The sequence below is a fragment of the Paenibacillus sp. 2TAB23 genome, from assembly GCF_052115165.1.
Classification (GTDB): Bacteria; Bacillota; Bacilli; order Paenibacillales; family Paenibacillaceae; genus Pristimantibacillus.
On the sequence record NZ_JBFRGD010000003.1, the window covers coordinates 236,700 to 262,730 of the forward strand.

Consider the following 26,031-nt stretch of genomic DNA (forward strand, 5'->3'; position numbering starts at 1 on the left):
CCCTTCCTCCTTTAAGCTTCTTTCCTATTTCCAAGCTGAACCGATTGGCCTCCATCGAAGAAAAAAACATGACACTCATCCACCGGTCTTCCAAGTACGGTCTCGATCGCCTCTGCATACAGCTCAAGCTGAAAACGATGGCGTTCTGCTGTTTCGCTCCACTGCCGATTCACGATACGATCCGTTTTATAGTCAAGCAATACAACACCAAGCTCATCCTCGAACAAGCAGTCGATGACACCTTGAATCAAGATGGACTCCTCTGCAAGCCATTCCTCCGACTTTGGATATACGCGCCTCGCAGGGAACATGCAGCTAAACGGCACCTCTCTCCTTACCCAGCCAGCACGAAGGAGACGCTCGCCCAGCTCACTTTGGAAAAAGGCAGCTACCGCGGAAATATCGATTGCCTCAGATTGCTTCGGGGTCATAATTCGGCGATCAATCATCTCCTCAAGCGTATCCCTAAGCAACTGCTCATTAGGAGGCTGAGTCAAGGAAACATGCTGCATGAGCAGATGGTTAACGGAGCCTTTCTCAGCAGCGGTCAACGACTTTTCCTCCATGAACGACGGACGTCTCAATCGGAATGTAGAAGAGGCCTGCCCATCGCCAGAAGTCGAGTTGTTCGATGGCTCTTGCGACGATTGGTAAAGGTCTTCAAGTGGAACAGCGTCTTCCAGTTGCTCCGCATAAAGCCTTTTCATTTCGGTTACTGATGTTTTGGCAGCGAGTCCAGCAGCTTCTAGATGAGGATATTGCCACTCCAATCTTGCCCGAAGCTCTTCATCTACTTGAGCATCCTCAAGCAAGGACAGCGATGTGATCGCTTGAAGCCGTTCGTCCTTCTCTTGATCTAGCAGATCTAAGCCTTCTGCAGCCGCCGCAGCCTCTAGACCTAACCCCGATGCAGAAACAATGCCAGCATGCCACTGAGGCGAATTTGCACCTTCCGACTGCCTGTCCTCAAGCTGCCTTGCTGCCAACGGGCCGAGCCAATCGATAAATGAGCGCGCAGAGGCTACCTTAAAATCAGGCATATCACCGTTGTCGTCAACGGAAGCGAGCCATCTTTTAAGCTTTGCCTCGGCATCTGCTACCGTTGCAACAAGGTACAGCTTCTCTTTTGGACGAGTCAAGGCGACGTACAAAATACGCATTTCCTCCGCCAGCATCTCTTTGCGCATCGCCCGGCGTATAGCCAAATATGGCAGCGTCGGATAGCTGATTCGAAGCGACGGATCTACAAAGCGCGGTCCAAAGCCGAGCTCCTTATGCTTCAGGAACGCACTGCGGACGTCTTGCTGATTGAATTGCTTGCCTAATCCAGCAACGAACACAATCGGAAATTCCAATCCTTTGCTTTTGTGAATGGACATAATGCGCACGACGTCCTCTTGCTCGCCAAGCGATCTGGCAGTCCCTAGATCACCGCCGCTATCACGCATCCGTTCGATAAACCGAAGAAAACGGAACAATCCTCGGAAAGAGGTTGCTTCATACTGCCTGGCACGGTCATGAAGCGCTCGCAAATTGGCTTGCCGCTGCGTTCCTCCCGGCAATCCGCCTACGAAATCATAGTATCCCGTCTCGCGATAGATTTCCCACAACAAATCCGCAAGCGAACCCTGCCTCGCTTCGGCGCGCCAGCGGTCGAGGCCATCTAGAAACAAGGATAGCTTTCTCCGGGTCTCCTCATGAAGCTGCAGGTCTCCAGCAGCGTGTAGAACGGCATCGTAATAGGTCGACTTTGGGGATAAAATGCGTATGCGTGCAAGCTCCTCCGCATCCAAATCGAATAAAGGTGAACGAAGCGCTGCCGCGAGCGGGATATCCTGGTACGGGTTATCGATGACTCGCAGCAAAGATAGCATCGTCTCTACCTCTGTCGCTTCGAAATAACCGCTGCTCAGCTCGGCATAGGCCGGAATTCCCATTTCCTGCATTTCTTCAATGATAATCGGCGCCCATGCTTGCGTTGCACGCAGCAATATGACGACATCTCTCCACTGCATCGGCCTGTTTTCGCGACGTTTTCCGTCATAGATCTGAAAACCGCTATCAATCAGCGATTTGAGCTGCTGGCCCATCCAACGAGCCTCTATTTGAGCAGTCTTAAGCTCTAGAACCGACTCGCCAGATAGGGCGTTTTCCTCTTGATCCCCATCGTCAGCAAGATCCAACGCATCAGCTTTGTCGCTGTACGACAGCTCTTCCTCGCTAGACTCAGCTTTGTTCAACACAGCAAATTCAACCTTGAACCGATCCTTGGGAACGGGGGCTGGATAAGCCGCGCCGCAAACCAGCTCGGCCCGCACATCATAATCCATCTCCGCAACGTTCTCCCGCATGATGGCTCGGAATACCGCATTTACGCCATCGACGACTTCGGAACGGCTTCGGAAATTCCTAGCCAGATCAATGCGCAGCCCTCTCGAATGGCCAGGCTCTAATTCAGCTCGCGTGTCTTGAAGGGAAACGTATGACTTATACTTCTGCAGAAAGAGCTTTGGCTCTGCCAGCCGGAATCCGTAAATACTTTGCTTTACGTCGCCGACCATGAACCGATTGCCGGCTCCTGGCCGCTCAATCAACGATACGATTGCTTCCTGTACCATATTCGTATCCTGATATTCATCCAACAATATCTCATCGAACTGCTGCTGGAATTCAGTCGCCGCGATAGAAGGCAGCATTTGATCCGGTGTTGAAGCTGGATCTCTTAGAATCCGAAGACAATAGTGCTCAAGATCTCCAAAATCCAGCATGCCTTTCGCCCGTTTGGCTGCTTCATAGCGCTGACCAAAAGCAATGACAAGCTCGGACAACGCATCCATTAATGGAGCCAGCTCCCGCAGCTCTTCCACGAACTGCTCAGGCGTTCGGCCAAAAAGCTCGTCCGCAAGCGAGCTGATCAGCTTTTTGGCTTGATCACGAAGCTCCTTCGCCTGCTCCTGCAGCGATTTGTCATACTCATCGCCGCGCATCGCCTTCAGCTTGCCGAATTGAACAAGCTGGAAGGGCTCAATCCATGATTCCCAGCTCGTCTGATACACCGCAGCCGTAAGCCCTGCAACAAGCTGCAAGTCCTCGTCAAACGTCGCGGCATAAGGCGCAGGGCCTGCTGGCTGGCGCGTCAGCTCCAGTGCTTGGTGCAAGAGCGAGGCTGCGCCCTCCAGCGCCAGCTGGATATCGCTTTTCAAGCTGGCTACCCATACGCTCCGCTGAAGATCCTCAACATCTGTGACTGCGAACGCCTCGGCTGTCTTGCGAAGCCAATGCTCCGGCCATGGATGGCTTTGCGCAAAATCGAATAACTGCTGAACCAGCCGGTACAACGGCTCGTCCCCTCGCTCGCCGCCATAGCGGTCAGCCAGCCTGAGAAAAGCTCCATCATCGCCGGCACCCTCGTACTTTTCTTCAAATAATTGATCGAGTACGTCTAGGCGCATCAGCTCGCTTTCCGTCTCATTTGCGATGCGAAAGCCAGGGTCCAGACCAATTAAGGGATAATAGCGGCGAATCACATCCATGCAAAAGGAGTGCAGTGTCGTTATGGACGCCCTATTCATTAACGCAAGCTGACGGCGCAAATGCTCCGAATCCGGCTGCCGCTCCAGCTCCTGCTCTAAAGCGAGTCTTATCCGGTCCTTCATTTCCGCTGCTGCAGCTTTCGTGAAGGTTGCCACAAGCAGCCGATCGACGTCGGTAAAGGCTGATATTTTTCGGATGATCCTTTCAACGAGCACGGCTGTTTTTCCTGAGCCTGCCGCAGCAGCCACAAGGATATTCGAACCGCTTGTCACGACTGCATCCCATTGGTCATCGGTCCACGTACTGCCTGTCGGCTTTGGAGAATCCTTAGCTGTATGCATTATTGTTCCACCCCCTCAAGCTGCTGCCAAATCTCTTCCTTCGAGGGCTTGCCCAGCTTCTTGTATTCGTTACCCTCAAACTGAGTATCGAATTGGCATACAGCTTTGTAGTCGCAATACTGACAAGGCGTTTTTGTCCCCATTCGATATGGCTCGATAGACACCTCACCCGATTGAATCGCGCTTCCGATCCGGCTAATCGTGTTGCGAACGGAATGCCTCAGCACATCCCATTGCTCATTCGTGACCACAGATGAACTGCTATAGAAACTGCCGTCGCGCTTCAAGGCAACAGGGAGCAGTTCCGAATAACCAGTGTCCAGCTCATCATCCATTAGCCTTACTGTATCCGAATCGGCTGTCACGAGTCCCCTCATTTTGAACCGCTTCAGCAAACGGTCGTTCGCTTCACTTGGAGTTACATGATTCGTGAGGGCAAGCAGCGGATTATGAACGTGAAAATACAATACGCCGGCCGGCGTGGCAGGCTGACCAAGCCAAGAAGCTGCATGCGTGACGAGAACGTCGAGATAGGTCAGCATCTGAAGCGAAAGACCGAATGCCACGTCCTCGAGCCTTAAGCTTGTCGAGCTGGACTTATAATCAAGAACTCGAAGGAGAAGTCCCTCTGCGGTCTCCGCTGCATCGACTCGGTCAATTCTCCCTATTATCTCCATCTCACCGCCTGTATCAAGCGGAATACGCAGAGCCGGGAGAGTCCCATCAGGACCAAAATCCACTTCCGTTCCAACCGGATGGAATTGTGCCCTTCGCGCATGCTCGCCTAGCATCAAAGCAGCCTGGCCTACGATTTCCTTCAGCTTCCGGGCGATATATCTAAATCGGCTGCTGCTAAGCAGAATTTGTGATTGCAGTCTTGGAGCCAGCTCATCCACGGTGTCTGACACAACGGACTTCAACTCCGCCTCAGACGCCTTGCCCCAGCCTCCTCCAAGATTAATGGCAAGCTTGCTGAGTGCAGCATGAAACAGCTGCCCGACATCCGGCGCATCCAGACGATAAAGCTTTCTTTCCCTCAGCTTCAAGCCATGAATCGCAAAATGCTGGAAGGGACAAGAAACGAATCGCTCCATCCGCGACACGCTGACCTGCAATCGCATGCCATATAGATCTCTTGCCGTTTCCTTGGAAAGGATTCGGGCTTCATTCACATAGGTAAGCGAGCCGGTAAGCAGCTGCAGCTTATGCTGCCATTCCGGCCTGATTGCATACCAATTATAAAGATCCCACCAGAATGGAGCGATATCCGCTCCCTGCTGCCATCTGCGAATGGCCCCAATCAAATAAGACAAGGTGCGCTGGGGTTGAGAAACGAATTTCCTTTGTTCCGTTACCGACAAGCTTGGCGATGGCTCCGCAGCGATACCATCTATAGGCATGCCGGGAAACAGCTGCTTCACATGTCGGATTATCTCTGAGGGAAGCAGGCTCTTCCCTTCCTCATCTGCCTGTGCCCAGCTCAGCCACAAATGTCTGCTTGGCGTTGTCAAGGCATTGTAGATCATGAAGCGCTCATCCAGCAGCCGGCGCCTCACACCAGGCGCCATTGCCAAACCATCTTCAGCAAGCCGCTCCCGCTCCGCCTCCGTGAGTATGCCGTCTTCTTTGACACGCATTGGCATGATTCCGTCATTAGCTCCGAGCACATAACAAACTTGGATGTGGCCAGACCTTGTCCGGTCCATGCTGCCGATAAGCACTTGATCCAGTGCCGGAGGAACAGCAGCTAGCTTCAAGCTGTCCAAGCCTGCTTCCACCATCCCCGCAAAGAGCTCAGCCGACATGGTTTGCTCTCCTGCAAGCTCAACCAATTGATCAAGCAGCTGCATAACGCCATCCCACAGCAGCCTATGGCTTCTAGACCGTTGTACTTTCCCTGCTTGTGTGTCTTGCAGCGCCCAGCGCTCCAAGCGGTCGGCCGCATCAGATTGATCGAGCAGCCGATACAATGCCTCGCACATCTCTTGGACGTTAGCAGCCTTTTGCAGCACTTCGCCAAAACGTCGCAGCGGCGGTACAATGGCTTCTTTCGCAGCCAGCACGATGTCATATTCCCGTTGTGCTTTATCACTGATTTTGGTTTCGATATCCGCATCGTCATCGAGCGAAACCGGCACTAACGGATGCCAGCGCTTATCGTCCAGCCATTTCCAGCCGTCAATACCTGCTGCCAGCGCATAGTTTTCCAGCATGTCAAACCATTCACGAGGCAAGCTGTCACCAAGCGGGAACAGCATTTCGGTTTTTACGCAGCGAAATACGGCATCATAGCGCCAGCCAAACAATACCGTCTCGAGTGCCGAACGGATAAATTCGACAAGCGGGTGATGCAGTGCTTTCTCCTTTTGATCGACAAAATAAGGAATCCCATAATCGGCAAACACTAATTCGATATAATCGGTGTAGTCCTCGGCATTACGCACCATGACGGCAATGTCGCGCCAACGGAGATTTTCCTGCCTAGCCCTGCGAACAATGTCGCGCGCTACTGCTTCTACTTCTGCTCTGCGGCTCGCAGCTGCATGCAACGAAATCCCGCAGCGGGCATCCTCGCACTCCAGTATCGAAGCACCTTGAATCAACATCGGAATTCGCTCGCTGTAATGTCTCTCTAAATGAGCCAGCATCGGACTGTCTTGGAACCGTACGGGAGGATTCTCGCCAAGCCTAATCGGCTCTTCAATCTCCACTTCGCAGTTTGCGGCCAGCGCGATCAGTTTTTGATACGTTTCTGCAGTAGGGTGAAACAGCTCCAATTCATGCGGTTCTATGCCGGGTTCATATGGTCGGTTCAACGTTAGCGTAACGGTCACCTGTGCAGAGGATGCTATTAAAGCGCCAAGCGCTTCGTACTCGGTGGGAGTAAAGCCATAGAACCCATCAACCCAAAAACGTGCTCCTTGCATAGCGGACGCATTAGCAAAGCCATTTTGCAGATAACGCAAATAATCCTCGGCGTCAATATACATGCCCGCGAGTTCCTGTTCCATGTGGTTGTATATCAGCTGCAAATCATGCAGCTTCCGGTTTAATAAGGTGGAATGCTCCATTCCGGCTTCCGCAGCCTGTTGCTTGTCCTGAAGCTGCTCAGAGTCTATCCCGTACCTCTTCCACTCGGTAAGCAGCTCGGCAAGCCTGTCGATAAACCCAGGCTGTTCAGCGCCGCTTTGAAACAGCTCCAGCTGCTGGCCCAGCCGATGAACGATTTTGTAAAGCAGCATATGCTTGCCTGTATCGCCTATCGGAACGAGTGCCGTTCCCCCTGTTTCCTGCATGACACGGAACGCCAGGCGCCTGAAGCTCAGCGCCTGTGCTCGAATCGTGCCGTTCAAATCTCCGTCTCGCAGCAATGCGTATTCGGTCTGGAATGTAGCTTGCTCCGGTACGAGCATAATCAGCGGCGGTCCGTCTGGCTCAGCGCGAAGCTGCTCTCTTATTTCGTTCAAACAATAAGAAGTTTTGCCGGTTCCCGAACGCCCTATGACAAAGCGAAGTGTCATGTGCAGCTCTCCCGTCTTTTCGATAACTTGTAATTATTTACTTCTAACCTCAAATATCGCGAATTTCAAGTAATGGCCTTCGTTAACGCCGAGCAGCTGTGGATGATCTTTTCCTGCCGCACGCCATTCAACGAGCCGCAATTGCTTGCCGGCATCTATCGCTGCTTCTTGAATCGTCTCCAGAAACAGCTCAGGGCGCATGTGGTATGAGCAGCTTGCTGTAACAAGATATCCGCCTTCATTCACAAGCTTTAGACCTTGCAGATTGATATCTTTATAGCCGCGGCATGCGCCAGGCACCGCGCTTTTGGTTTTGGCAAACGCTGGCGGATCAAGAATGACGACATCCCAAGTCCGTCCTGCCGCACCGTCAAGCTTCTTGGAAGTATCGACACCGCCAAGTCCCCGTTGCTTCCGCTCATCGATTCCTTTGACTTGAGCTCGCAAATACTCAAAGGCATCGGCAACTACAAATTCAACACGCTCAGTGAACCCGTTGCGTTCGACATTCCTCTTAGCCGTTTCAATCGCATGCTCGGAGACATCCAGACAAGTCACCTTCTTGGCTCCGTATTTGCAGGCATGAAGCGTGAAGCTCCCTGTATGTGCGAAGCATTCCAGCACGGATGCTCCATCCCAATAAGGAAAGGTGACGACTTTGCCATTCGCGTTAACCGGCACCGATCTAACCGTTTCTCCATCCTGCTCGTCAACGAGGCGAATGCCGCTGCGGCCGCCCCAGCCTGTCATCAGCGGAGCGATTGCTGCTCTGTTCTCACGCTGATCGAAAAAATAGCCTGTTTTCTGGCCTTCGACGATATCAACCTCCAGCTTCAAGCCGTTCTCCTCAATTTCAAGGATGGAGGGGCAGCTCCCATAGAGTGTTCCCGTACGCTCCTCCAGACCTTCAAGCAAGCGTACACCGACATCACTGCGCTCATAGATGCCAAGTGGTTGGAACACGTCAACGAGCGCCTCAATTAACGCCTCTTTCCTGATATCCATTCCGAGTGTCAACAGCTGCAGCACCAAAACGTTATTGAAGCGGTCGACCACAAGGCCAGGTAAGAAATCAGCCTCACCGTAAACGAGACGGCAATCGGCATCCGCAACAAAGCGGCGACGGTGCTCTTGGCATTGATGGAGGCGGTTGCGAAAGAATTCGGCATCCATTTCAGCGATTGGCTCATAGGCAACCACTCTAACTGTTATTTGCGATTTTGGATTCCAATAGCCAGTTGCAAGGTACCGTCCCTGATGGTTAACCACATCTACCAGATCTCCAGGCTTCGCTTCGCCCTCCAAGCGGTCTATCTCCGTTGCGAATACCCAAGGATGGCCTTGCTCCACTCTTTTTTTTCTAGCTTTTTGCAAAAATATTTTTGGATTGCTCACGTTTCTCTCGCTTCCCCTCAACTGGACTTGCTTGTCATGCTTGTCTTTTTTGCAGCATATGTATACATACGGTTCTAATACGAAATCAACTTGAAGGAGCTCACTAATGGTTCAGACGATTCTTATTCCCATGCTGCTTGGCTTCTCCGTATTTATGAGCGGAATGAAGCTGATGGAGCTTGCGCTTCACAGAATGGCCGGTCCGTATTTGACACGAATACTCGAAAGATCCACAGCAACACCCATCCACGGGCTAGCGATTGGTACCGTTACGACAGCATTCCTGCAAAGCAGCACCGCTGTAACGGTTATAGCTATCGGCATGGTTAATGCCGGCCTGTTAACTTTCCCGCGTACGCTTGGCATCATTCTCGGTACAAATATCGGTACTTGCATTACGACCGAGCTCATCGGCCTAAACTTGAATAAGCTATCCCTGCCCCTATTAATCATATCAATTGGGTTATGGCTGACAACTGCAATATTTGGTGAATTAAAATGGTTTCCCGCTATCCGCAGCGCAAGCTGGCTTACCTCGCTTCGCTTCTCATCCGTCGTCCTGTGCGGCTTCGCACTATTGTTGACCGGAATGGCTATGATGCAAGGTGTTGGCCCCGCTGTACAAGAAAGCACCTTTTTTACATGGTTTCTTGACAAAGCGGATGACAGCCTCTGGTGGGGCCTTGCTGCTGGCGCTATTCTTACGGCAGCGGTACATAGCAGTGCAGCAGTGATCGGTATCATAATGGGCTTCGTGACACTTGGAGCCATGCCAATCGAGCTGGGCATCGCGGTTGTGCTTGGTGCAAATATCGGAACCTGCGCAACAGCTTTGCTTGCTTCCGTTGGAGGCACAAAGGCTGGGCAATACGTAGCTTGGTCGCATGTCGTACTGAACGCCGGAGGCGCATTGCTGTTTATGCCTTTTATCGGCGAGCTCGAAACCTTCTCGGCGTGGATTTCTTCATCCAACGCCACTCAGATTGCGCACACACAGACGATATTCAACGTTTTGAGTTCCTTAATTGCACTCCCATTTTGTTATCTCGGTATATTTAGGAAGCTGGAGCCACTGTCCAAGCACACCTAATCCGTTTGCAAACCGAGCAAATGAAAAGCCCCGGCCACGATGCGGTGATTGTTGTCGTAGCCGGACTGCTTTTGCCGCTTCCAGGCTTCTTTCGGATCAAACCAATCCACACCTCGTATTTCCTCAACCTGTGCTTGTAGAGAGCCACCTACAGCTTCGACCAAATAATAATGGACCTCTTTATCTACTTTTCCAAACTTATCATGCTCATATTGGTATTTTATTTGGTCAATCGGAGCGATGATCACCCCTTCAAGGCCCGTTTCTTCCACGATTTCTCGCAAAGCGGTTTCTTCAATCGTTTCCCCTGCTTCCATTTTTCCTTTGGGCAGCGAAACCTTCCCATATCGGTCCTGAATGAGCTGAATTTGCAGCTTGCCTTCCTCGTTGCGGCGATAAACGACACCGCCTGCTGAAATTTCTTTCATCTCCGTTTCCCCCTTGCAGCCTAAATGAAGTTATATATGCAGCAAAGGATTCCTCCATCGTTTCCTCGAAAGGAATCGTTGAACAAAGGAATCCCCGCATTTATTCGAGCTGCGTTTATGCTCTTATCGCTTCTGGACGTTCCAACACAAAGCTGTGCAGCTCTGATTCGATGGCTTCTTGCGGTTTATCGTCCAATACTCTGACCAGCTTCGCGCGGCATTCATTGACACCAGCCTCGGTAATTTTGACACGACATAGCTTACCGATCAATTGTTCCGTACCGTCGAACACGACTTGGATATAATTGTCCGTGTAGCCCATAACTAAGCCCGTTCCAGGTGCTCCTTTATAATCCCGCTCCGGAATGACGTCCAGCACTTGACCTATATATTGCTTTGCATATGCAAGCTGCATCTTTTCGGATAAATCGATCAGCTTGTGCACACGTTCATTTTTAATTTCGTCATCGACCTGCTCATCCATTCTCGCTGCCGGTGTTCCCGTACGCTTCGAATAAGGAAAGACGTGCATTTCGGCAAATTTCATCTCTTCCATGAACCTCAAGCCGTCTTCGAACATTTCTTCCGTCTCGCCTGGGAACCCTACGATCACATCGGTTGTAATCGCAACGCCAGGCATCGCTTCATGCAGCCGTTTGATCTTAGCAGCAAATTCTGCCGTCGTGTACTTGCGGCGCATACGCTTCAATACGGAGTCTTCGCCTGCTTGGAGAGGAATATGCAAATGTCGGCACATTTTGCTGGAGCGGTTCAACACATCGATCATGGCATCATCGATTTGACTTGCTTCAATCGAGCTGATACGAATGCGCTCCAGCCCTTCCACCTTGTCCAAATCCCAAAGCAAGCTGGTCAAATTGTAGTTTTCCATATCATCGCCGTAGCCTCCGGTATGGATACCGGTTAATACGATTTCTTTATAGCCGGAAGCCACGAGCTGCTTCGCTTGCTCCAGCACGCTTTGCGGCGCACGGCTGCGTGATAGTCCGCGTGACCAAGGAATGATGCAGAACGTACAGAAATTGTTGCAGCCCTCTTGGATTTTTAGGAATGCCCGAGTGCGCTCTGAGAAATCAGGTACGTCCAACTCTTCGAAATCACGCGTTTTCATAATGTTGCGTACGGCATTAACCGGTTTGCGGTCGCCTTGTATTTGATCAACGAAGCTCATGATTTTCTCGCGGTCCTGCGTGCCAATGACGAGATCCACGCCTTCGATTGCCATAATTTCCGCAGGAGAAGTCTGAGCGTAACAGCCCGTTACCGCAATGACAGCATCCGGATTGCGGCGAACAGCCCGTCTAATAATTTGACGGCTTTTCTTGTCTCCCGTATTCGTTACCGTACACGTATTAATTAAATACACATCGGCAGTCGCTTCGAAATCAACCTGCTCGTAACCTTCGTTTTTAAATAGCTGCCAGATCGCTTCTGTGTCATAGAAGTTCACTTTGCAGCCCAGCGTATAGAATGCGACTGTTGGCATAGTTGTTACGCTCCTCCCATTTCTCCTGATTCATATAATAAGCAGGTTAATCCTACGATACCCGCTGTTTCCGTTCTCAGTATTCTTCTGCCAAGCCCGACTAAGACGGCTCCTGCTGCTTCGGCCTCTGCTGCTTCACGATCGGTAAAGCCGCCTTCTGAGCCGACAATTAGCAGGACCCTTGGACTGTGTACAGCAGCTTCGCTGGCACGCCACTCGCTAACGACAGAGCGTACGCCTCTTCCATGAGCCAGATGCCCCTCTCGCTCGTAGCAAAATAACGCCAGATCGTATTCGGCTATCGACCTGATCAGCTCACGCCAGCTATGGAGCGCTTCAATTGCAGGTATACGGCTGCGATGCGCTTGTTCAGCTGCTTCCTTTGCAATTTTGCTCCAACGGTCAATCCGCTTCGCTTCTTTCTTGGCGTCATACTGTACAATCATGCGCTCTGATTGAAAGGGAACAAAAGCATAAGCGCCAATCTCCGTGCCTTTTTGAATGACCAGCTCCATTTTGTCGCCCTTAGGCAAGCTTTGCGCGATCGTTATCGCCCATTTCGGCTCACTGTCCGCGCTCAGCAGCTCTACAATTTCTGCCGTAATAAGCGTTGGAGCAGCTTCAAGTACAGCCACTAAAGCTGTGCGCGACTGTCCGTCACTAACAATAAACTGATCGCCGGGCTTCGACCGCATGACACGAACCGCATGATGCGCATCCTCGCCTACCAATCGAATTTCGGAGTCGCCAAACTGCTCCGCCGCTATAAAATATCGTTGCATCGTCCTTTTTCAACCACCCTTAAACAAATTCCATCCTTCATAATACCATGCAAGCCCGTTTGAAATCTATTGTAAAGGACTCCCAATAATGTGAATTCAAATGAAGGGGTGAATTTTTTTTAATTGAAAATATGATTAGCTATTAATACCGTATTTTTTATCAGATCACTAGATAGTCCCAAAACCGGGTCTATTGTAACTCTACGAAGCGGCGGAATAAAGACGATGAGCAGGAAAATATACATACCCCAATGTGAATATTCATCCATCTTTAAACGCACCTTAAACGGTACTAGATCCGCGACTATGCGATAGCCATCGAGTGGCGGGAGAGGAATTAAATTGAATACAAACAATAGAAAATTAATGGAAATGATATAGTTAAACGCAAGGCTTATTGCACTTACTACCCCAACAGAGCTATTATCTAGAATGCCTGAAGCACCAATTCCAATGATAATAAATACAGAAATGATACCTACTAGCAAGTTGCTTATTGGTCCAGCTGCCGTAACAATAATTCCCATTAATCTTGGGTTGTTGAAGTTGCTAGGATTAACAGGAGTTGGCTTTGGCCATCCGAACCCCGCTATTAAAAGCAACAAAGTCCCTAAAATATCTAAATGCACTCGGGGATTTAAAGTTACCCGTCCAGCTTTATAAGCCGTATCGTCCCCGAATTTGTAAGCACTATAGGCGTGCGCAAACTCATGAACTGTAAAACCAATAGCGATTGCAATTAGTAAAAAAGGTAATTCCTCTAATGGATAACGTAAAAAGCTCTGCAAGTCCATTAAGTCACCTGCGGCTTTCTCGCTATGAATGCAATCCAGTCTTCATCGCGGCGTTTCTCGACGATTTCGAATCCAGAACGGATCAAGCCTTCTTCCACATCGGTTTCTTTGTTCTTGTATACGCCTGATGCAATATAAATACCGTTCGGTTTAAGGGATTCGTACACATCGTCTACAAACAGCAATATAATCTCAGCCAATATGTTGGCAACGACCAAATCAACTGGTACCTTAACCGCAGTAGTCAGCTGCATAGATCCGCTAGCATCGCCCGATTGACCTTCTTTAATTACGCCTAGCAAATCACTCAATCTGACTTCGACTTGCTCCGACAGCTCATTAAGCTTCACATTCTCGGTTGCGCTTGATACGGCAACAGGATCAAGATCCAGCGCGAGTACGCTTTTCACGCCTAAGCGGCAAGCGCCAATCGCTAGAATGCCTGAGCCTGTTCCGACATCGATCATTTCTTCGCCGCCGCGGATTACCGTTTCAAGCGTCTGCAAGCAAAGCGCAGTCGTCGGGTGCGTGCCTGTGCCGAAAGCCATTCCCGGATCCAACTCGATAATCCGTTCATTCGGACCTGCTTCGTACACTTCCCATGTCGGTTTAATCGTAAGCGTCTCCGAAATGCGGAGCGGCTTGAAATATTGTTTCCAAGCAGTAGCCCAATCTTCTTCATCGATGACGAGCGCGGAGTATTCCACCGTACCTGGATCGATATCGAATTCACGAAGCTCTTCTACTCGAGGGCGAATGGCTGCGATAAGCTCATCCATATCCGTGTCTTGATTAAAATAACCCTTTATAATCGCTTGACCTTCTGGAATATCATTAAGCGGAAGCTCGTACCATTGTCCAAGCGAAGTATCACGCTGCTTACTGAGCGTTCCCGACTCTTCAATAGATACGCCGCCAGCTCCGAGCTCATGCAAAAAGTTAGATATCATCTCTTGCGCTTCTTCTGTTGTTGAGATTGTAATTTCATGCCATTTCATATGTAATATCCTCCAGTAACAATCGTAAACGGCCGCCTGCAGCCGCAATTGGCCAGACAATCGTTTCGCTATAAAAACCTAACATCTATTGTACACCAGAGTGTGGTTTTACACAAAATTTGGCGCAGCCGACTTCATTCGTTAATTGCTGCGCAAGAAGCTGGCTGTCTTGAAGTACAAGCAGCAATGACAAATAGACTGCGGGCGGGTGCCTGCAGTCTATTTGTCGTTAGTTCATTCTTGTATGGGTATTGCCGCCTATTTGACTTATGAGGTGGAGCGCTCGCTCAGCAACTGACTCATCTACCGTTGCTGTCAGCAGTCCGCTGGCAGGCAATCCGCTAACCTCGACTACACGCAAGGCCTGCAGCTTTCTCCATGCCTCTTGAGCCGCACCTTCACCCTCGAAGCTCGCTTGAATTTCAATTTCACTCATTATGCCTGCTCATTGCGGGCGTCAGCTTCAGCAGCACGCTGGGCAGCTTTACGATCTGCTTCGTCCGCGATTTCCTCAGAAAATTCTACATCTTCGTTTTTACCAACCGGTAAATTTCCGAAATTTTCTTTCTCCAGGCTGTTATGTTCCGTCATCGTTGATTCCCTCCGGTCTTGTAGATGTATGGTTTTCCTACCCGAATAGAATATGTTTGTCCGCCCTGAACTATACAAGCCGATAAAGAAAAAAAAGGCGGACCGGGTTATTCACCCCGGAACGCCTTTTTCATCTTATCGAATATGGATTCATGATGCTCTTGATCGGTCGCTACCGAATCGCCGCTCAAACCGCCGAATTGACGCAGCAGTTCCTTCTGATCGTCAGTCAAGCTTGTTGGCGTTACAATCGTAACCTTTACATGCTGATCGCCTTGACCATACCCGCGCAATTTCGGAACACCTTTGCCTTTAAGCCTGAAATACGTTCCGGTCTGCGTTCCAGCCGGCACCTTAAGCTTAACCTTCTCCGTCAAAGTCGGAATTTCGATTTCATCGCCAAGCGCAGCCTGAACGAACGTCAGCGGCACCTCGCAATAAATATCGTCGCCTTCCCGTTCGAAGAATTCATGCGATTTCACGCGAATGACAATGTATAAATCCCCAGCAGGACCGCCGCGCAAACCGCCTTCGCCTTCACCCGTCATCCGGATTTGAGCTCCGTCGTCTACGCCCGCAGGAATGCGGATATTGATTTTGCGTTGGCGTTTCACTTTACCCGCGCCGTGGCAAGTCGAACATTTGTCCTTAATTACACGGCCGGTGCCGCTGCAGTTCGTACATGCACGGCGGTTGACCATACGGCCAAACGGCGTGTTTTGGACAACTTCTTGCTGACCGTTGCCTTTACATACCGAACAGGTTTCAGGCTTTGTACCAGGCTTAGCGCCGTCACCGTGACAAGTATCACAGGTTTCGGTACGTGGAATCGTAATTTCCGTTTCCTTGCCGAACACGGCTTCCTTGAACTCAACCGTCATTGTATATTGCAAATCATTGCCGCGCTGCGGTGCATTCGGATCACGACGTCCGCCGCCTCCACCGCCAAAAAACATGTCGAAAATATCGCCAAAGCCGCCGCCGAAATCACCGCCGGCTCCGCCGCCACCCATGCCTTGGTTCGGATCTACATGGCCGAACCGGTCATATGTTGAGCGTTTGCCATCGTCGCTTAAGACGTCATACGCTTCCTTCACTTCTTTGAACTTCGTCTCCGCATCAGCCGCTTTGTTTACGTCGGGATGAAACTCCCGCGCGAGCTTGCGGTAAGACTTTTTGATCTCTTCAGCCGAAGCATCTTTGCCGAGGCCGAGTATTTCATAATAATCGCGCTTGCTTGCCACCTGTTCTCACCTCCGCTATATATCCTATGATTCCTAATGCAAAAACGCGCGAAAGGAGGTCAAAGCCAGGTAGCGCCTGTCTTTGACCTCTCGCTCGCTACTCTTTATTTATTGTCGTCAACCACTTCATAATCGGCATCCACGACATTATCTTTGCCTTTAGAAGGACCAGCATCAGGCTCTGCGCCTTCGCCCGCTTGCGCAGCTTGCTCATATAGCTTAACAGAAAGCTGTTGAACGATTTCCGTAAGCTCTTCAGCCGCTTTGTTGATTTGCTCTAGATCATCCGTAGCAAGTGCAGCTGTCAATTTTTCTTTAGCAGCATTTGCTTTGTCGATTTCACCAGCGTCAACTTTATCGCCAAGATCTTTAATTGTTTTGTCAACGGAGTAGATCAATTGGTCAGCGTTGTTTTTCGCTTCTACAAGATCACGGCGCTTGCGGTCTTCTTCCGCGTTCAGCTCAGCGTCTTTCATCATTTGATTGATTTCATCTTCGCTTAGGCCGCTTGAAGAAGTAATCGTAATTTTTTGGCTCTTGCCTGTTCCTTTATCAAGCGCCGATACGTTAACGATACCGTTGGCATCGATATCGAAGGTAACTTCGATTTGCGGCACGCCGCGCGGTGCTAGAGGAATATCGTTCAGCGTAAAGCGGCCAAGCGTTTTGTTGCCAGCAGCCATGGAGCGCTCGCCTTGCAGAACGTGGATTTCTACGCCAGGCTGGTTATCCGCATAAGTGGAATACACTTGGGATTTGCTAGTAGGAATCGTCGTGTTGCGGTCGATCATCTTCGTGAACACGCCGCCTGCCGTTTCGATACCAAGGGACAATGGCGTTACGTCAAGAAGAACAACGTCCTTCACATCGCCTGTCAGAACGCCCGCTTGAACAGCTGCGCCAAGCGCAACAACCTCATCCGGGTTAACGCCTTTATGCGGCTCTTTGCCGATCAACTTTTTAACTGCTTCTTGCACGGCAGGAATACGAGTCGATCCGCCAACTAGAACGACTTTGTCGATGTCGCTTGAAGACATGCCAGCATCGCTAAGCGCTTGACGAGTTGGTCCAAGCGTACGCTCAACAAGAGAAGCCGCAAGCTCTTCAAACTTCGCACGAGTAAGACTGAGCTCCAAATGCTGAGGAACGCCGTCTACCATTGTAATAAATGGAAGCGAAATAGCTGAAGTCAGAACGCCAGAAAGCTCTTTTTTCGCTTTTTCCGCTGCATCTTTCAAACGTTGAACTGCCGCTTTATCTTTGGAAAGGTCAATGCCTTGGTCTTTCTTGAATTCAGCAACGAGGTGATCGATGATCACTTGGTCGAAATCGTCGCCGCCGAGTTTGTTGTCGCCGCTAGTCGCTTTAACTTCAAAGAAACCATCGCCCAGCTCAAGGATGGATACGTCGAACGTACCGCCCCCAAGGTCATAGACAAGAATCGTTTGGTCTTCTGTTTTCTCTAGGCCGTATGCAAGCGCAGCAGCCGTTGGCTCATTGACGATACGCAATACTTCAAGGCCCGCAATTTTACCCGCATCCTTTGTTGCTTGGCGCTGGCTGTCATTGAAGTAAGCTGGTACCGTAATAACCGCTTGTGTAACCGTTTGGCCTAAGTATGCTTCCGCGTCTGCTTTCAATTTTTGCAAAATAATTGCAGAAATCTCTTGCGGCGTATAGTCTTTATCGTCGATTTTTTCTTTGTGATTCGTACCGATATGGCGTTTGATGGAGCTAATTGTACGGTCAGGGTTTGTGATAGCTTGACGTTTTGCCGTTTCACCGACAACGCGCTCGCCATCCTTTTTGAAGCCTACTACGGAAGGTGTCGTACGGTTGCCCTCCGGGTTAGGAATGACAACGGCTTCGCCGCCTTCCATTACTGCTACGCAAGAGTTTGTAGTACCAAGGTCAATACCAATTACTTTACTCATAGCTATAGTTCCTCCTACATCGATTTGTATTTTGGTGGATCTCATTATGTTCGTTAATCATTATAGCTGTTTAGCTGCTTACTTTAACCATCGCAGGACGAAGCACCTTGTCTTTCAAAATGTAACCCTTCTGCACCTCTTCAACCACGATGCCTTCCTCATGCTCATCAGATTCAACCTGCATAATAGCCTGATGGAAATCAGGATTGAACGGCTCGCCGACAACGTTCATCGCCTTAAGGCCTTCCTGCTCGAGCGTTTGCTCCAGCTGACGGAATATCATATCCACGCCCTTCGCAAGCGATTCAAAATCGCCATTGACAGAAGCTGCGGCAACTGCGCGTTCAAAATTATCTACAACCGGAAGCAGCTGGCCGATTAGCTTCATCGACGCATACTGTCCGAGTTCTTCTTTTTCTTTCAATGTGCGGCGGCGGAAATTATCAAAATCCGCTTGCGCGCGCAAGAAACGCTGCTGATTTTCTTCCGCTTGCTTCACTAGCTCAGCATAGCGCGAGTCTGCTTCGAGAACCTCTAACTCTGATTCCTCGATAACCTGCTCCGATTGCTCAGCAGATACGGTTTCTTCCGCAGCCTCAGCCGCTTCATTGTGTTGCTCTTTCGTACTCATGCAATCACCTCCTTAAAAGTTACGAAGTAAACGCGGCATCAAAAGCTTCGGCATAAAATCTATTTATACCAGCGGCCAAGCAGCACCGCCATATCTTTGGAAATGATATCCAGCAGACTGATGACTTTGCCGTATTCCATTCGTGTGGGTCCTAGAATGCCGATCGTTCCCAGCGACTGACCATCAATGGCATAGGTTGCCGTAATCAGACTGCAATCGCTAATTGCCTTATGGTCATTTTCTGTCCCGATACGTACTTGTATACCTGATGGCAGGCCGGTAAACATTTTCATTATGGCTGGCGTCTCATCAAGCAAATCCAAAATCGTTTTAACTTTGTCTACGTCCTTGAATTCCGGCTGGGTCAGCATGTTCGTCGTCCCGCCAAGGAAGATCCGGTGCTCATCTTCGTTTTGGAGCGCATGGTCCAGCACCTGAAGCAGCTGCTCATAATGCTCAACATGCCTTTCAAGCTCTTGCCCAACTTCGGTGTAAAGCTTCGACCTAAGACGGATGAGCGGAACGCCAACCAGCCTTGTGTTCAAAATGTTCACGACCTTCTCCATTTCATCCATCTTAATGCCTTCTGGAATAGAGATCGTGCGATTTTCAACATGCCCCGTATTCGTCACGATGATTGCCACTGCCGAGGTTTGATCCAGCGGTATCAATCCGAAATGCTTAAGCGACGTACTGAACATTTCCGGTCCTAGTAAAATGGATGTGTAATTGGTTAAATTCGACAAAATCATCGCCGTTTGCTGTATGACCTGTTCCATTTGGTTCATTTTATCCGTTACGAACGAACGAACCATGCCAATGTCGTTTTCATCCACTTCACTTAGCTTTACTAAATGGTCCACATAATAACGGTAGCCTTTAGTTGATGGGACACGTCCGGCTGACGTGTGCGGCTGCTCCAGAAATCCCAGCTCCTCTAGATCCGCCATTTCATTGCGTATGGTAGCTGGACTGAATCCAACGTCTCCGCGCTTCGAAATACTGCGTGAGCCGACTGGTTCAGCCGAGCGTATATAATCATCCACGATCGCATGCAAAATCATCCGTTGTCGTTCCGTCAGCATTCGAATACCCCCTGTATAACTGTCATTTCCGTTATTACGGTTTCCCATCGTTAGCACTCAATACAATCGAGTGCTAATCAATAATACAAAAATACCAAACCAGCTTGTCGATTGTCAAGTCGGTTCGGCATTTTTGTGTGCCCAAATCCGTTATACTTTATGAACTCTGCCTGCTTCGTCTACAGCAAACTTCTCTTTCCTGACCCGAGTCTCGCCTTGATACAGCTCTACGGTCCGATTTGGAGCAGCTGTGTCATCTATAATCACTTTCCAGCCATTTGTGTTTAGCAGCGCAAATAACTCGTCCAACGACATCGCCTTAAAGCCGTAAAAACCGCTGAAGCCCGCCCACTTCTTAAGCAATACCGTTGTCACGTGCTGAAGCTTGTCTTCCACCGTTGTCACTTGATCCTTCTTTTCACTCATCGTTATTTCTCCTCTATATTACAATAAACACCTATAAAGACTATATACCAAAACGCATCATTTTACTATTAAACTCGTTTGGCCAGCCAACTTTAACTTCACGAATCATGTGGTCGACAGGTTACTAAAAACGATTAAGCCGTTGCTCTAGCCAGTGAGCAACGGCTTAATGGTTACTTATATGTGCTGTTCGTCGCAGCGCTGAGCGCTTCTAGTTTAGCATTTTTAGTACTGCAATCTCATCGCAGGCGAGCTGTTTCGGGCAATTCACGCAATCCTTCCATACCTTCTCCGGGAAGATCTCCTTCTCAACGACCGTGAAGCCATTTTTCTCAAAGAAGGCTACAGCATAGGTCAAAGCCATTATTTTCGGAATGTGCTGTTCCCTAGCTTGCTCGATTAGCGCATCTACCAGCTTGCTGCCTATGCCTACGCCCTTATAGCCCTCTGACATTCCTAGTGAACGTATCTCTACCAAATCTTTGCCTAGTCTTGTTAAGGAGCCGCAGCCGACGACTTCTTCCCCAATCTCCGCTACAACGAATGTATCAATCATATATTCGAGCGCTTCCCGAGTGCGAGGCAGCATAATGCCTTTCTCGGCATAACCTTTAATAAGCTGAAACAAGGTTTCAATATCGTCCGTAGTCGCTTTTCTGCATACAACCTGTACTGCCTGCATTGTGCCTTCGCCTCCACCCGGTGCAAGTTCAAAATCAATATGAATAAATATACAATAAAACGTATTTTATCTCAAGAGAATTTTATACGGTCTATCCGATGAATGCTCCAAAAACTTCGTTGCCAAGCAGGACGCCTTTGTCAGTCAAACGATAGATGATGTCATCCTCCGTTTTCTCCGCTTCCAACAGGCCATCCTCCATCAGCTTATGAATGACAGAGCCAAACTTCTCTTCAAGGGTATGGCCTGCGAATTGTTTCGAGAAACGGGATGCGGGAACGCCCTCCAGCAGACGCAGTCCAACCATCATTAGATCCTCCATCGCTTCCGCTTCCGGTACCTCGAACTGCTCAAGACGCGGCAGCTTCGCTGCTGCGGCTTCGATATACGGCGTAATGCCTTTAAGGTTCACATGACGGTTACGGTTGACGTAACCATGTGCGCCGGCTCCCAAGCCGTAATACGGCTCATTGCGCCAGTAGGTCGAGTTATGACGGCTTTCATAGCCAGGCTTCGCAAAATTGCTGATCTCATAATGCGCATAGCCGTTCGTTTTCAGCATTTCCATAAGCAGAATGAACATATTAAACTCTTCCTCTTCAGGAGGCAGAGGCAGCTCATTGCGCTCATAGAGCTTGTGGAACAGCGTATTCTCTTCCACCTTTAAGCTGTAGATCGAATAGTGCGGCAGCCCGAGCTCCATCGCTCTATTCACACTGTCTCTCAGCAGCTCAACCGTTTGGCCGGGCAAACCGAACATCAAATCAATCGACAGGTTGCTGAAGCCTACAATGCGCGCATTCTCAATGCTGCGGTAAACATCATCCACATTGTGAATACGTCCAATACGCTCAAGCAAACCATTATCAAAAGATTGCACGCCGAAGCTAATTCGGTTCACTCCCCCTTCCTTCATCGCCGTCAGTTTATCGATGTCCGTTGTGCCCGGATTAGCTTCCATCGTAAATTCCACATGCGGTGCCAGCGGAAAATGCTTGTGCACGGACTTCAAAAAACGTTCCATTTGAGGCGGAGTAAGCACGGTAGGCGTTCCGCCACCAACAAACACGGTATCGATTTCGATAGGCGGCCATTCTGCAACGGTGCGTTCCATTTCCATCTCCAGCGCATCAAGGTACTGATCCACCGGCTGTCCCTTCAATACATAGGATGTAAAGTCACAGTAATGACACTTATTTGTACAGAAAGGAATGTGTATATATAAAGCGCGCGGTGCCTGCATCATTGTCATGGTTATTTTCTCCTTCAAGCGTCAACGTCTGCCGTCCATCTGCTTTCCCTCGGCGTAACTCACGCTTCGCATTGAAATATTCTATCGCTATCAACCGAAATAGAAAAAAGGGAGAGCTGCGCCCTCCCTCATCCTCGTACGTCTTAATCCTCGCCGATTTTGAGCACCGCCATGAACGCTTCCTGCGGTACCTCTACACTGCCTACTTGTTTCATCCGCTTCTTGCCTTCCTTCTGCTTCTCGAGCAGCTTCCGTTTACGGCTGATGTCACCGCCGTAACATTTGGCTAGAACGTTTTTGCGCATGGCTTTAACCGTTTCACGCGAAATGACTTTATTGCCGATAGAGGCCTGAATAGGAACCTCGAACATTTGTCGTGGAATGAGCTCTTTCAGCTTCTCGCAAATAACCTTGCCGCGCTGGTAAGCACGGTCACGGTGAACGATAACAGAAAGCGCATCGACCTGTTCATTGTTAAGCATGATATCCATTTTGACCAAGTTGGACCTGCGGTAGCCGCTGATCTCATAGTCGAATGAAGCGTAACCCTTCGTGCTTGATTTCAACTGATCGAAGAAATCGTAAACGATTTCTGATAATGGAACGTTATAGGTAAGCGTTACGCGATTCGTATCCAAATATTCCATGTTCACGAATTCACCGCGTTTGTTCTGGCAAAGGTCCATAATCGCTCCCACATAATCGTTAGGCACGATAATGGCTGCTTTGACAAACGGCTCTTCCACGTAATCAAGCTTGCCTGCTTCCGGATAATTCGAAGGGTTATCGATCTCCATCGTTTCCCCATTGGTCAGCGTAATCTTGTAAATTACGCTTGGAGCAGTCGTTATAAGTGGAATATTGAACTCCCGTTCAATCCGCTCTTGAATGATTTCCATGTGAAGCAGGCCTAGAAATCCGCAGCGGTAGCCAAAGCCAAGCGCTGTCGAGGATTCCGGCTCATATCTAAGCGAAGCGTCGTTAAGCTCCAGCTTCTCCAGCGCATCGCGCAAGTCATTGTAGTCCTGCGTTTCAATGGGGTACAATCCGCAGAATACCATCGGGTTGATCTGGCGATAGCCAGGCAAACGCTCAGGCGCAGGGCGCTTCGCTTCAGTGACGGTATCACCGACCCGCGTATCCTTCACGTTCTTGATCCCCGCTACGATAAACCCTACATCGCCAACAGCAAGCTCTTTGACAATGGACATGCGAGGCATGAAGGCGCCTACTTCGATGACCTCAAATTCAGCTCCAGTTGCCATGAAGCGAATCTTCGAGCCAGCACGGATGCTTCCGTCCATTACCCTAACGTAGACGATAACGCCTTTGTAGGGATCATAATGGGAATCGAAAATAAGCGCTTGGAGCGGTTTATCCGGATCTCCGGTCGGCGAAGGCATCTTCGAAACGACTTGCTCCAAAATTTCCTTAATGCCGATGCCTGCTTTCGCGGATGCTAGTACTGCATCGCTTGCATCAAGACCGATGACATCCTCGATTTCCTGCTTCACCCGTTCAGGCTCCGCGCTCGGCAAATCGATTTTGTTGATGACCGGAACGATCTCCAGGTTGTTGTCTAACGCCAAATAAACATTCGCTAACGTCTGGGCTTCAATACCCTGAGCAGCATCAACAACGAGCAGCGCGCCTTCGCAAGCCGCTAAGCTCCGAGAAACCTCGTATGTAAAATCGACGTGTCCAGGCGTATCTATCAAATTGAGTATATACTCGATGCCGTCATCAGCCGTATAGGCTAGTCGTACGGCTTGCAGCTTGATCGTAATTCCGCGTTCCCGCTCCAGATCCATTTGGTCAAGCACTTGCTCTTGCATCTCGCGTGATGTCAATGCGCCGGTAAATTCTAAAATACGGTCAGCAAGCGTAGATTTTCCGTGGTCTATATGCGCGATAATGGAAAAATTCCTAATCCTCTTTTGTCGGTCACGTACGTCAGTCATGCCTAACCCCCACAATTTCCAATAATGCTAATCATTCCTCCTATTATATCAGTTAAGGGGAATACCAGCAATGTTCATTATCATTTCGTCAATCCGTCAAAAATCGAAACGACCATTCGGATGCCTTCGCTTGACATATTTTGCAGTAATCCAGAGGTCGAGTCGGCGATGCGGTTCACCGCAGGCTGATCGTTCTCGGTAGGCAGGCCGGGCAATCGTTCACTCTGATCATAGATGCCTTCATCTTCGTATGAAGAAGCGTCATCCGCAATCTCGCCTTCCGCCATTTTCTTCAACTGCTCCAGCTCCTTCTCGAGCTTGGCAATTTTACGCTGCTGCTCCGTTTCAAATCCATCATCCGGCTTCTCTGTTTGCTGAGGTCCTTGCAGCTCCGTGTATTCCCCTGCGCCTTCTATAGGACCGTATATTCGTTCAATGCCGCGAGAGGACACGTCGATCCCGTAAAGGATAATAACCGCCAATGCGCCGCCGAGCACCGTCCATTTCATTGCATTTCTTTTCATGCGCTTTCTTCTCCCTTCTCTCACGCCTCGTTCGAAGCAGACACGGCTTAGCTGGCTTTTCCTTTGGCTGCCGCAGATGCCTTCTCTTCCTTCCAGTAAATATCCGCAATAACTTCCGCAAGCGCGTCCGCGGTACGGTAAGATTCCTGCAGCGTGTTGTCAACGCCGCCTACTTCTATCAGAACATTATCCTCCGCAAGCGATTGATTGTATTCCGCATTGCCGGATGCTGCCGTTTTGCCCCAAATCCCGCGGGAGATGCCAGGATATTTTTTGTCTAGAGCCTCGTGGATTTTAGTAGCAAAAGCTTCATTTTTCTGCCAATTCGGATTTTTATGTCCGATAATGAAGTACACCTGCGCATAGCTTTTGCCATCAATATCAATCGTGGTGTATTTTCTTTTTTGCGAATCGCGGTGGAGGTCAAAGAAAAACTTCAAATCCTTGCTGCTCGCAATCGCTTCCTTTACCGTTTTCATCGAATATTTGTAGGATAATTCCCATCTGTAATCTTTAATGGCAGTTGGGTAATCCGTGTCGGAATGCTGCGCGCCAACCCCGTTCGCCTCCAGCATTTTCGCTAGACGCTTGCCGACCAGCGTAATATTTTTGGTGCTGGAATTCGGATCCTTCGACTTGTCGGTCAGCTCGGGATACCATGATTCTCGGTTATGCGAATGATAGATGAAAGCTACCTTGGCACCCCCAGTCGTCGGTTGATCGACCTCGTTATCGGTAGGTTTCGCCGGCTTGTCTGTCTGTACTGGCAGCTTATCCGGTTCATTGTTCTCATCTCCATCCGTTCCTGTATCTGGTACATCCGTGCCGCTGTCCGTATGATGACCATCTGAAGGATCATAGGTAATTGGTGTGTTGTCCTCCGGCCCAACCGCCGTATCCGTTCCAATTCCCTTACGTATGAGAATCGCATCATTCGCGCTAAGTCCCGGCAGCTCTCCGGCAAGCAAGCTCATCGGATCGGATGGATTAATATCCGTCAAAGCGCGCATGAGCAGTACGCTGATCTGTTTGGTTGTGAACGACTCTGTTTCCAAGCCGCTCTGGAAAGCAGGCATTTCCATCTCTAGCATATCCCCAAAAAACCCGCTGGATACTGCCGCAGCGAATCCTTTCATTGAATTAACAGGTGAAGCCGTTGTTTGCTGGTGCGCCATTCCCGCAACGCCGAGCAGTACAAAAAATACCATCGAGCAAAAAGAGAGCAATGCAAACGTGCGACCCGTCACCAGCAATTGCCTCATTCGTCTGCTCTCTCTTCCAATATCTAGCAGCATGATCTTCCGTTTCATA

General features: G+C 49.7%; 21 protein-coding genes. 1 reads left to right on the forward strand and 20 read right to left on the reverse strand.

All coding sequences use genetic code 11. From position 1 onward, the window contains the following. Nucleotides 1–11: 11 nt before the first annotated feature. From addA to AB4Z29_RS06360, 3 genes are read right to left on the reverse strand one after another with little or no spacing between them, the layout of a single operon-like run. A complete protein-coding gene (addA, locus tag AB4Z29_RS06350) occupies nucleotides 12–3,875 on the reverse strand; it encodes a helicase-exonuclease AddAB subunit AddA (RefSeq protein WP_441942225.1) in 3,864 nt (1,287 codons plus the stop codon). Further along, entirely contained in the window at nucleotides 3,875–7,396 is a 3,522-nt protein-coding gene (gene addB, locus AB4Z29_RS06355) for a helicase-exonuclease AddAB subunit AddB (protein ID WP_441942226.1), read from the reverse strand. Before addB ends, addA begins: the two co-directional genes overlap by 1 nt. A 33-nt stretch (nucleotides 7,397–7,429) precedes the next feature. Continuing rightward, nucleotides 7,430–8,791 carry a class I SAM-dependent rRNA methyltransferase gene (locus tag AB4Z29_RS06360; protein ID WP_441942227.1) on the reverse strand — a complete coding sequence of 454 codons (1,362 nt, stop codon included), beginning with the start codon at nucleotides 8,789–8,791 and terminating at the stop codon, nucleotides 7,430–7,432. A 106-nt stretch (nucleotides 8,792–8,897) separates the two neighbouring features. On the opposite strand from AB4Z29_RS06360, the gene AB4Z29_RS06365 reads away from it, so the two are divergent. Next, nucleotides 8,898–9,881, forward strand: a complete 984-nt coding sequence (locus AB4Z29_RS06365; protein WP_441942228.1) for a Na/Pi cotransporter family protein — start codon at nucleotides 8,898–8,900, stop codon at nucleotides 9,879–9,881. Here AB4Z29_RS06365 and AB4Z29_RS06370 read toward each other — a convergent pair. The 17 genes from AB4Z29_RS06370 to spoIIP form a co-directional block, all read right to left on the reverse strand. Beyond that, on the reverse strand, nucleotides 9,878–10,309 hold the full coding sequence (locus tag AB4Z29_RS06370) for an NUDIX hydrolase (protein ID WP_441942229.1): 432 nt from the start codon (nucleotides 10,307–10,309) through the stop codon (nucleotides 9,878–9,880). The two genes, AB4Z29_RS06365 and AB4Z29_RS06370, sit on opposite strands and share 4 nt — an antisense overlap. Before the next feature lie 115 nt (nucleotides 10,310–10,424). After that, nucleotides 10,425–11,816, reverse strand: a complete 1,392-nt coding sequence (mtaB, locus tag AB4Z29_RS06375; protein ID WP_441942230.1) for a tRNA (N(6)-L-threonylcarbamoyladenosine(37)-C(2))-methylthiotransferase MtaB — start codon at nucleotides 11,814–11,816, stop codon at nucleotides 10,425–10,427. Between the two features lie 5 nt (nucleotides 11,817–11,821). After that, nucleotides 11,822–12,598, reverse strand: a complete 777-nt coding sequence (locus AB4Z29_RS06380) for an RsmE family RNA methyltransferase (RefSeq protein WP_441942231.1) — start codon at nucleotides 12,596–12,598, stop codon at nucleotides 11,822–11,824. Nucleotides 12,599–12,717: 119 nt separating this feature from the next. Then, a complete protein-coding gene (locus AB4Z29_RS06385; RefSeq protein WP_441942232.1) occupies nucleotides 12,718–13,392 on the reverse strand; it encodes a site-2 protease family protein in 675 nt (224 codons plus the stop codon). Continuing rightward, complete coding sequence (prmA, locus tag AB4Z29_RS06390) at nucleotides 13,392–14,390, reverse strand: 50S ribosomal protein L11 methyltransferase (protein ID WP_441942233.1); 999 nt, start codon at nucleotides 14,388–14,390, stop codon at nucleotides 13,392–13,394. The genes AB4Z29_RS06385 and prmA overlap by 1 nt, the downstream gene beginning before the upstream one ends. Nucleotides 14,391–14,619: 229 nt before the next feature. Then, complete coding sequence (locus AB4Z29_RS06395; RefSeq protein ID WP_441942234.1) at nucleotides 14,620–14,826, reverse strand: hypothetical protein; 207 nt, start codon at nucleotides 14,824–14,826, stop codon at nucleotides 14,620–14,622. Then, nucleotides 14,826–14,981 carry a YfhD family protein gene (locus AB4Z29_RS06400; RefSeq protein ID WP_441942235.1) on the reverse strand — a complete coding sequence of 52 codons (156 nt, stop codon included), beginning with the start codon at nucleotides 14,979–14,981 and terminating at the stop codon, nucleotides 14,826–14,828. The genes AB4Z29_RS06395 and AB4Z29_RS06400 overlap by 1 nt, the downstream gene beginning before the upstream one ends. A gap of 107 nt (nucleotides 14,982–15,088) precedes the next feature. Then, nucleotides 15,089–16,225: a molecular chaperone DnaJ gene (gene dnaJ, locus AB4Z29_RS06405; RefSeq protein WP_441942236.1), complete on the reverse strand. Its 1,137-nt coding sequence runs from the start codon at nucleotides 16,223–16,225 to the stop codon at nucleotides 15,089–15,091. 104 nt (nucleotides 16,226–16,329) lie between these two features. Then, nucleotides 16,330–18,159 (reverse strand): molecular chaperone DnaK, encoded by a 1,830-nt coding sequence (gene dnaK, locus AB4Z29_RS06410; protein WP_441942237.1) that lies wholly within the window; start codon nucleotides 18,157–18,159, stop codon nucleotides 16,330–16,332. A 70-nt stretch (nucleotides 18,160–18,229) separates the two neighbouring features. After that, the gene (grpE, locus tag AB4Z29_RS06415; protein WP_441942238.1) at nucleotides 18,230–18,790 is read right to left on the reverse strand and encodes a nucleotide exchange factor GrpE; all 561 of its coding nucleotides are present in this window, start codon (nucleotides 18,788–18,790) and stop codon (nucleotides 18,230–18,232) included. Between the two features lie 59 nt (nucleotides 18,791–18,849). Beyond that, nucleotides 18,850–19,875, reverse strand: a complete 1,026-nt coding sequence (hrcA, locus tag AB4Z29_RS06420) for a heat-inducible transcriptional repressor HrcA (RefSeq protein WP_441942239.1) — start codon at nucleotides 19,873–19,875, stop codon at nucleotides 18,850–18,852. Nucleotides 19,876–20,025: 150 nt separating this feature from the next. Then, nucleotides 20,026–20,301 carry a hypothetical protein gene (locus AB4Z29_RS06425; RefSeq protein ID WP_183559859.1) on the reverse strand — a complete coding sequence of 92 codons (276 nt, stop codon included), beginning with the start codon at nucleotides 20,299–20,301 and terminating at the stop codon, nucleotides 20,026–20,028. Nucleotides 20,302–20,512: 211 nt separating this feature from the next. Continuing rightward, nucleotides 20,513–20,983: an N-acetyltransferase gene (locus AB4Z29_RS06430; protein ID WP_183559861.1), complete on the reverse strand. Its 471-nt coding sequence runs from the start codon at nucleotides 20,981–20,983 to the stop codon at nucleotides 20,513–20,515. Nucleotides 20,984–21,074: 91 nt separating this feature from the next. Beyond that, nucleotides 21,075–22,235 (reverse strand): radical SAM family heme chaperone HemW, encoded by a 1,161-nt coding sequence (hemW, locus tag AB4Z29_RS06435; RefSeq protein ID WP_441942240.1) that lies wholly within the window; start codon nucleotides 22,233–22,235, stop codon nucleotides 21,075–21,077. Nucleotides 22,236–22,378: 143 nt separating this feature from the next. Continuing rightward, nucleotides 22,379–24,196, reverse strand: a complete 1,818-nt coding sequence (gene lepA, locus AB4Z29_RS06440; RefSeq protein WP_441942241.1) for a translation elongation factor 4 — start codon at nucleotides 24,194–24,196, stop codon at nucleotides 22,379–22,381. An 80-nt stretch (nucleotides 24,197–24,276) separates the two neighbouring features. Then, nucleotides 24,277–24,720, reverse strand: a complete 444-nt coding sequence (locus AB4Z29_RS06445) for a hypothetical protein (RefSeq protein ID WP_441942242.1) — start codon at nucleotides 24,718–24,720, stop codon at nucleotides 24,277–24,279. A gap of 47 nt (nucleotides 24,721–24,767) precedes the next feature. Further along, nucleotides 24,768–26,030: a stage II sporulation protein P gene (gene spoIIP, locus AB4Z29_RS06450; protein WP_441942243.1), complete on the reverse strand. Its 1,263-nt coding sequence runs from the start codon at nucleotides 26,028–26,030 to the stop codon at nucleotides 24,768–24,770. Nucleotide 26,031 lies beyond the last annotated feature (1 nt).

Coding starts and splice junctions, on each gene's coding strand:
- addA (WP_441942225.1), bottom strand. CDS start 3,875: ATGCATACAGCTAAGGATTCTCCAAAGCCGACAGGCAGTACGTGGACC.
- addB (WP_441942226.1), bottom strand. CDS start 7,396: ATGACACTTCGCTTTGTCATAGGGCGTTCGGGAACCGGCAAAACTTCT.
- AB4Z29_RS06365 (WP_441942228.1), top strand. CDS start 8,898: ATGGTTCAGACGATTCTTATTCCCATGCTGCTTGGCTTCTCCGTATTT.
- AB4Z29_RS06370 (WP_441942229.1), bottom strand. CDS start 10,309: ATGAAAGAAATTTCAGCAGGCGGTGTCGTTTATCGCCGCAACGAGGAA.
- mtaB (WP_441942230.1), bottom strand. CDS start 11,816: ATGCCAACAGTCGCATTCTATACGCTGGGCTGCAAAGTGAACTTCTAT.
- AB4Z29_RS06380 (WP_441942231.1), bottom strand. CDS start 12,598: ATGCAACGATATTTTATAGCGGCGGAGCAGTTTGGCGACTCCGAAATT.
- AB4Z29_RS06385 (WP_441942232.1), bottom strand. CDS start 13,392: ATGGACTTGCAGAGCTTTTTACGTTATCCATTAGAGGAATTACCTTTT.
- prmA (WP_441942233.1), bottom strand. CDS start 14,390: ATGAAATGGCATGAAATTACAATCTCAACAACAGAAGAAGCGCAAGAG.
- AB4Z29_RS06395 (WP_441942234.1), bottom strand. CDS start 14,826: ATGAGTGAAATTGAAATTCAAGCGAGCTTCGAGGGTGAAGGTGCGGCT.
- AB4Z29_RS06400 (WP_441942235.1), bottom strand. CDS start 14,981: ATGACGGAACATAACAGCCTGGAGAAAGAAAATTTCGGAAATTTACCG.
- dnaK (WP_441942237.1), bottom strand. CDS start 18,159: ATGAGTAAAGTAATTGGTATTGACCTTGGTACTACAAACTCTTGCGTA.
- grpE (WP_441942238.1), bottom strand. CDS start 18,790: ATGAGTACGAAAGAGCAACACAATGAAGCGGCTGAGGCTGCGGAAGAA.
- hrcA (WP_441942239.1), bottom strand. CDS start 19,875: ATGCTGACGGAACGACAACGGATGATTTTGCATGCGATCGTGGATGAT.
- AB4Z29_RS06425 (WP_183559859.1), bottom strand. CDS start 20,301: ATGAGTGAAAAGAAGGATCAAGTGACAACGGTGGAAGACAAGCTTCAG.
- AB4Z29_RS06430 (WP_183559861.1), bottom strand. CDS start 20,983: ATGCAGGCAGTACAGGTTGTATGCAGAAAAGCGACTACGGACGATATT.
- hemW (WP_441942240.1), bottom strand. CDS start 22,235: ATGACAATGATGCAGGCACCGCGCGCTTTATATATACACATTCCTTTC.
- lepA (WP_441942241.1), bottom strand. CDS start 24,196: ATGACTGACGTACGTGACCGACAAAAGAGGATTAGGAATTTTTCCATT.
- AB4Z29_RS06445 (WP_441942242.1), bottom strand. CDS start 24,720: ATGAAAAGAAATGCAATGAAATGGACGGTGCTCGGCGGCGCATTGGCG.
- spoIIP (WP_441942243.1), bottom strand. CDS start 26,030: ATGAAACGGAAGATCATGCTGCTAGATATTGGAAGAGAGAGCAGACGA.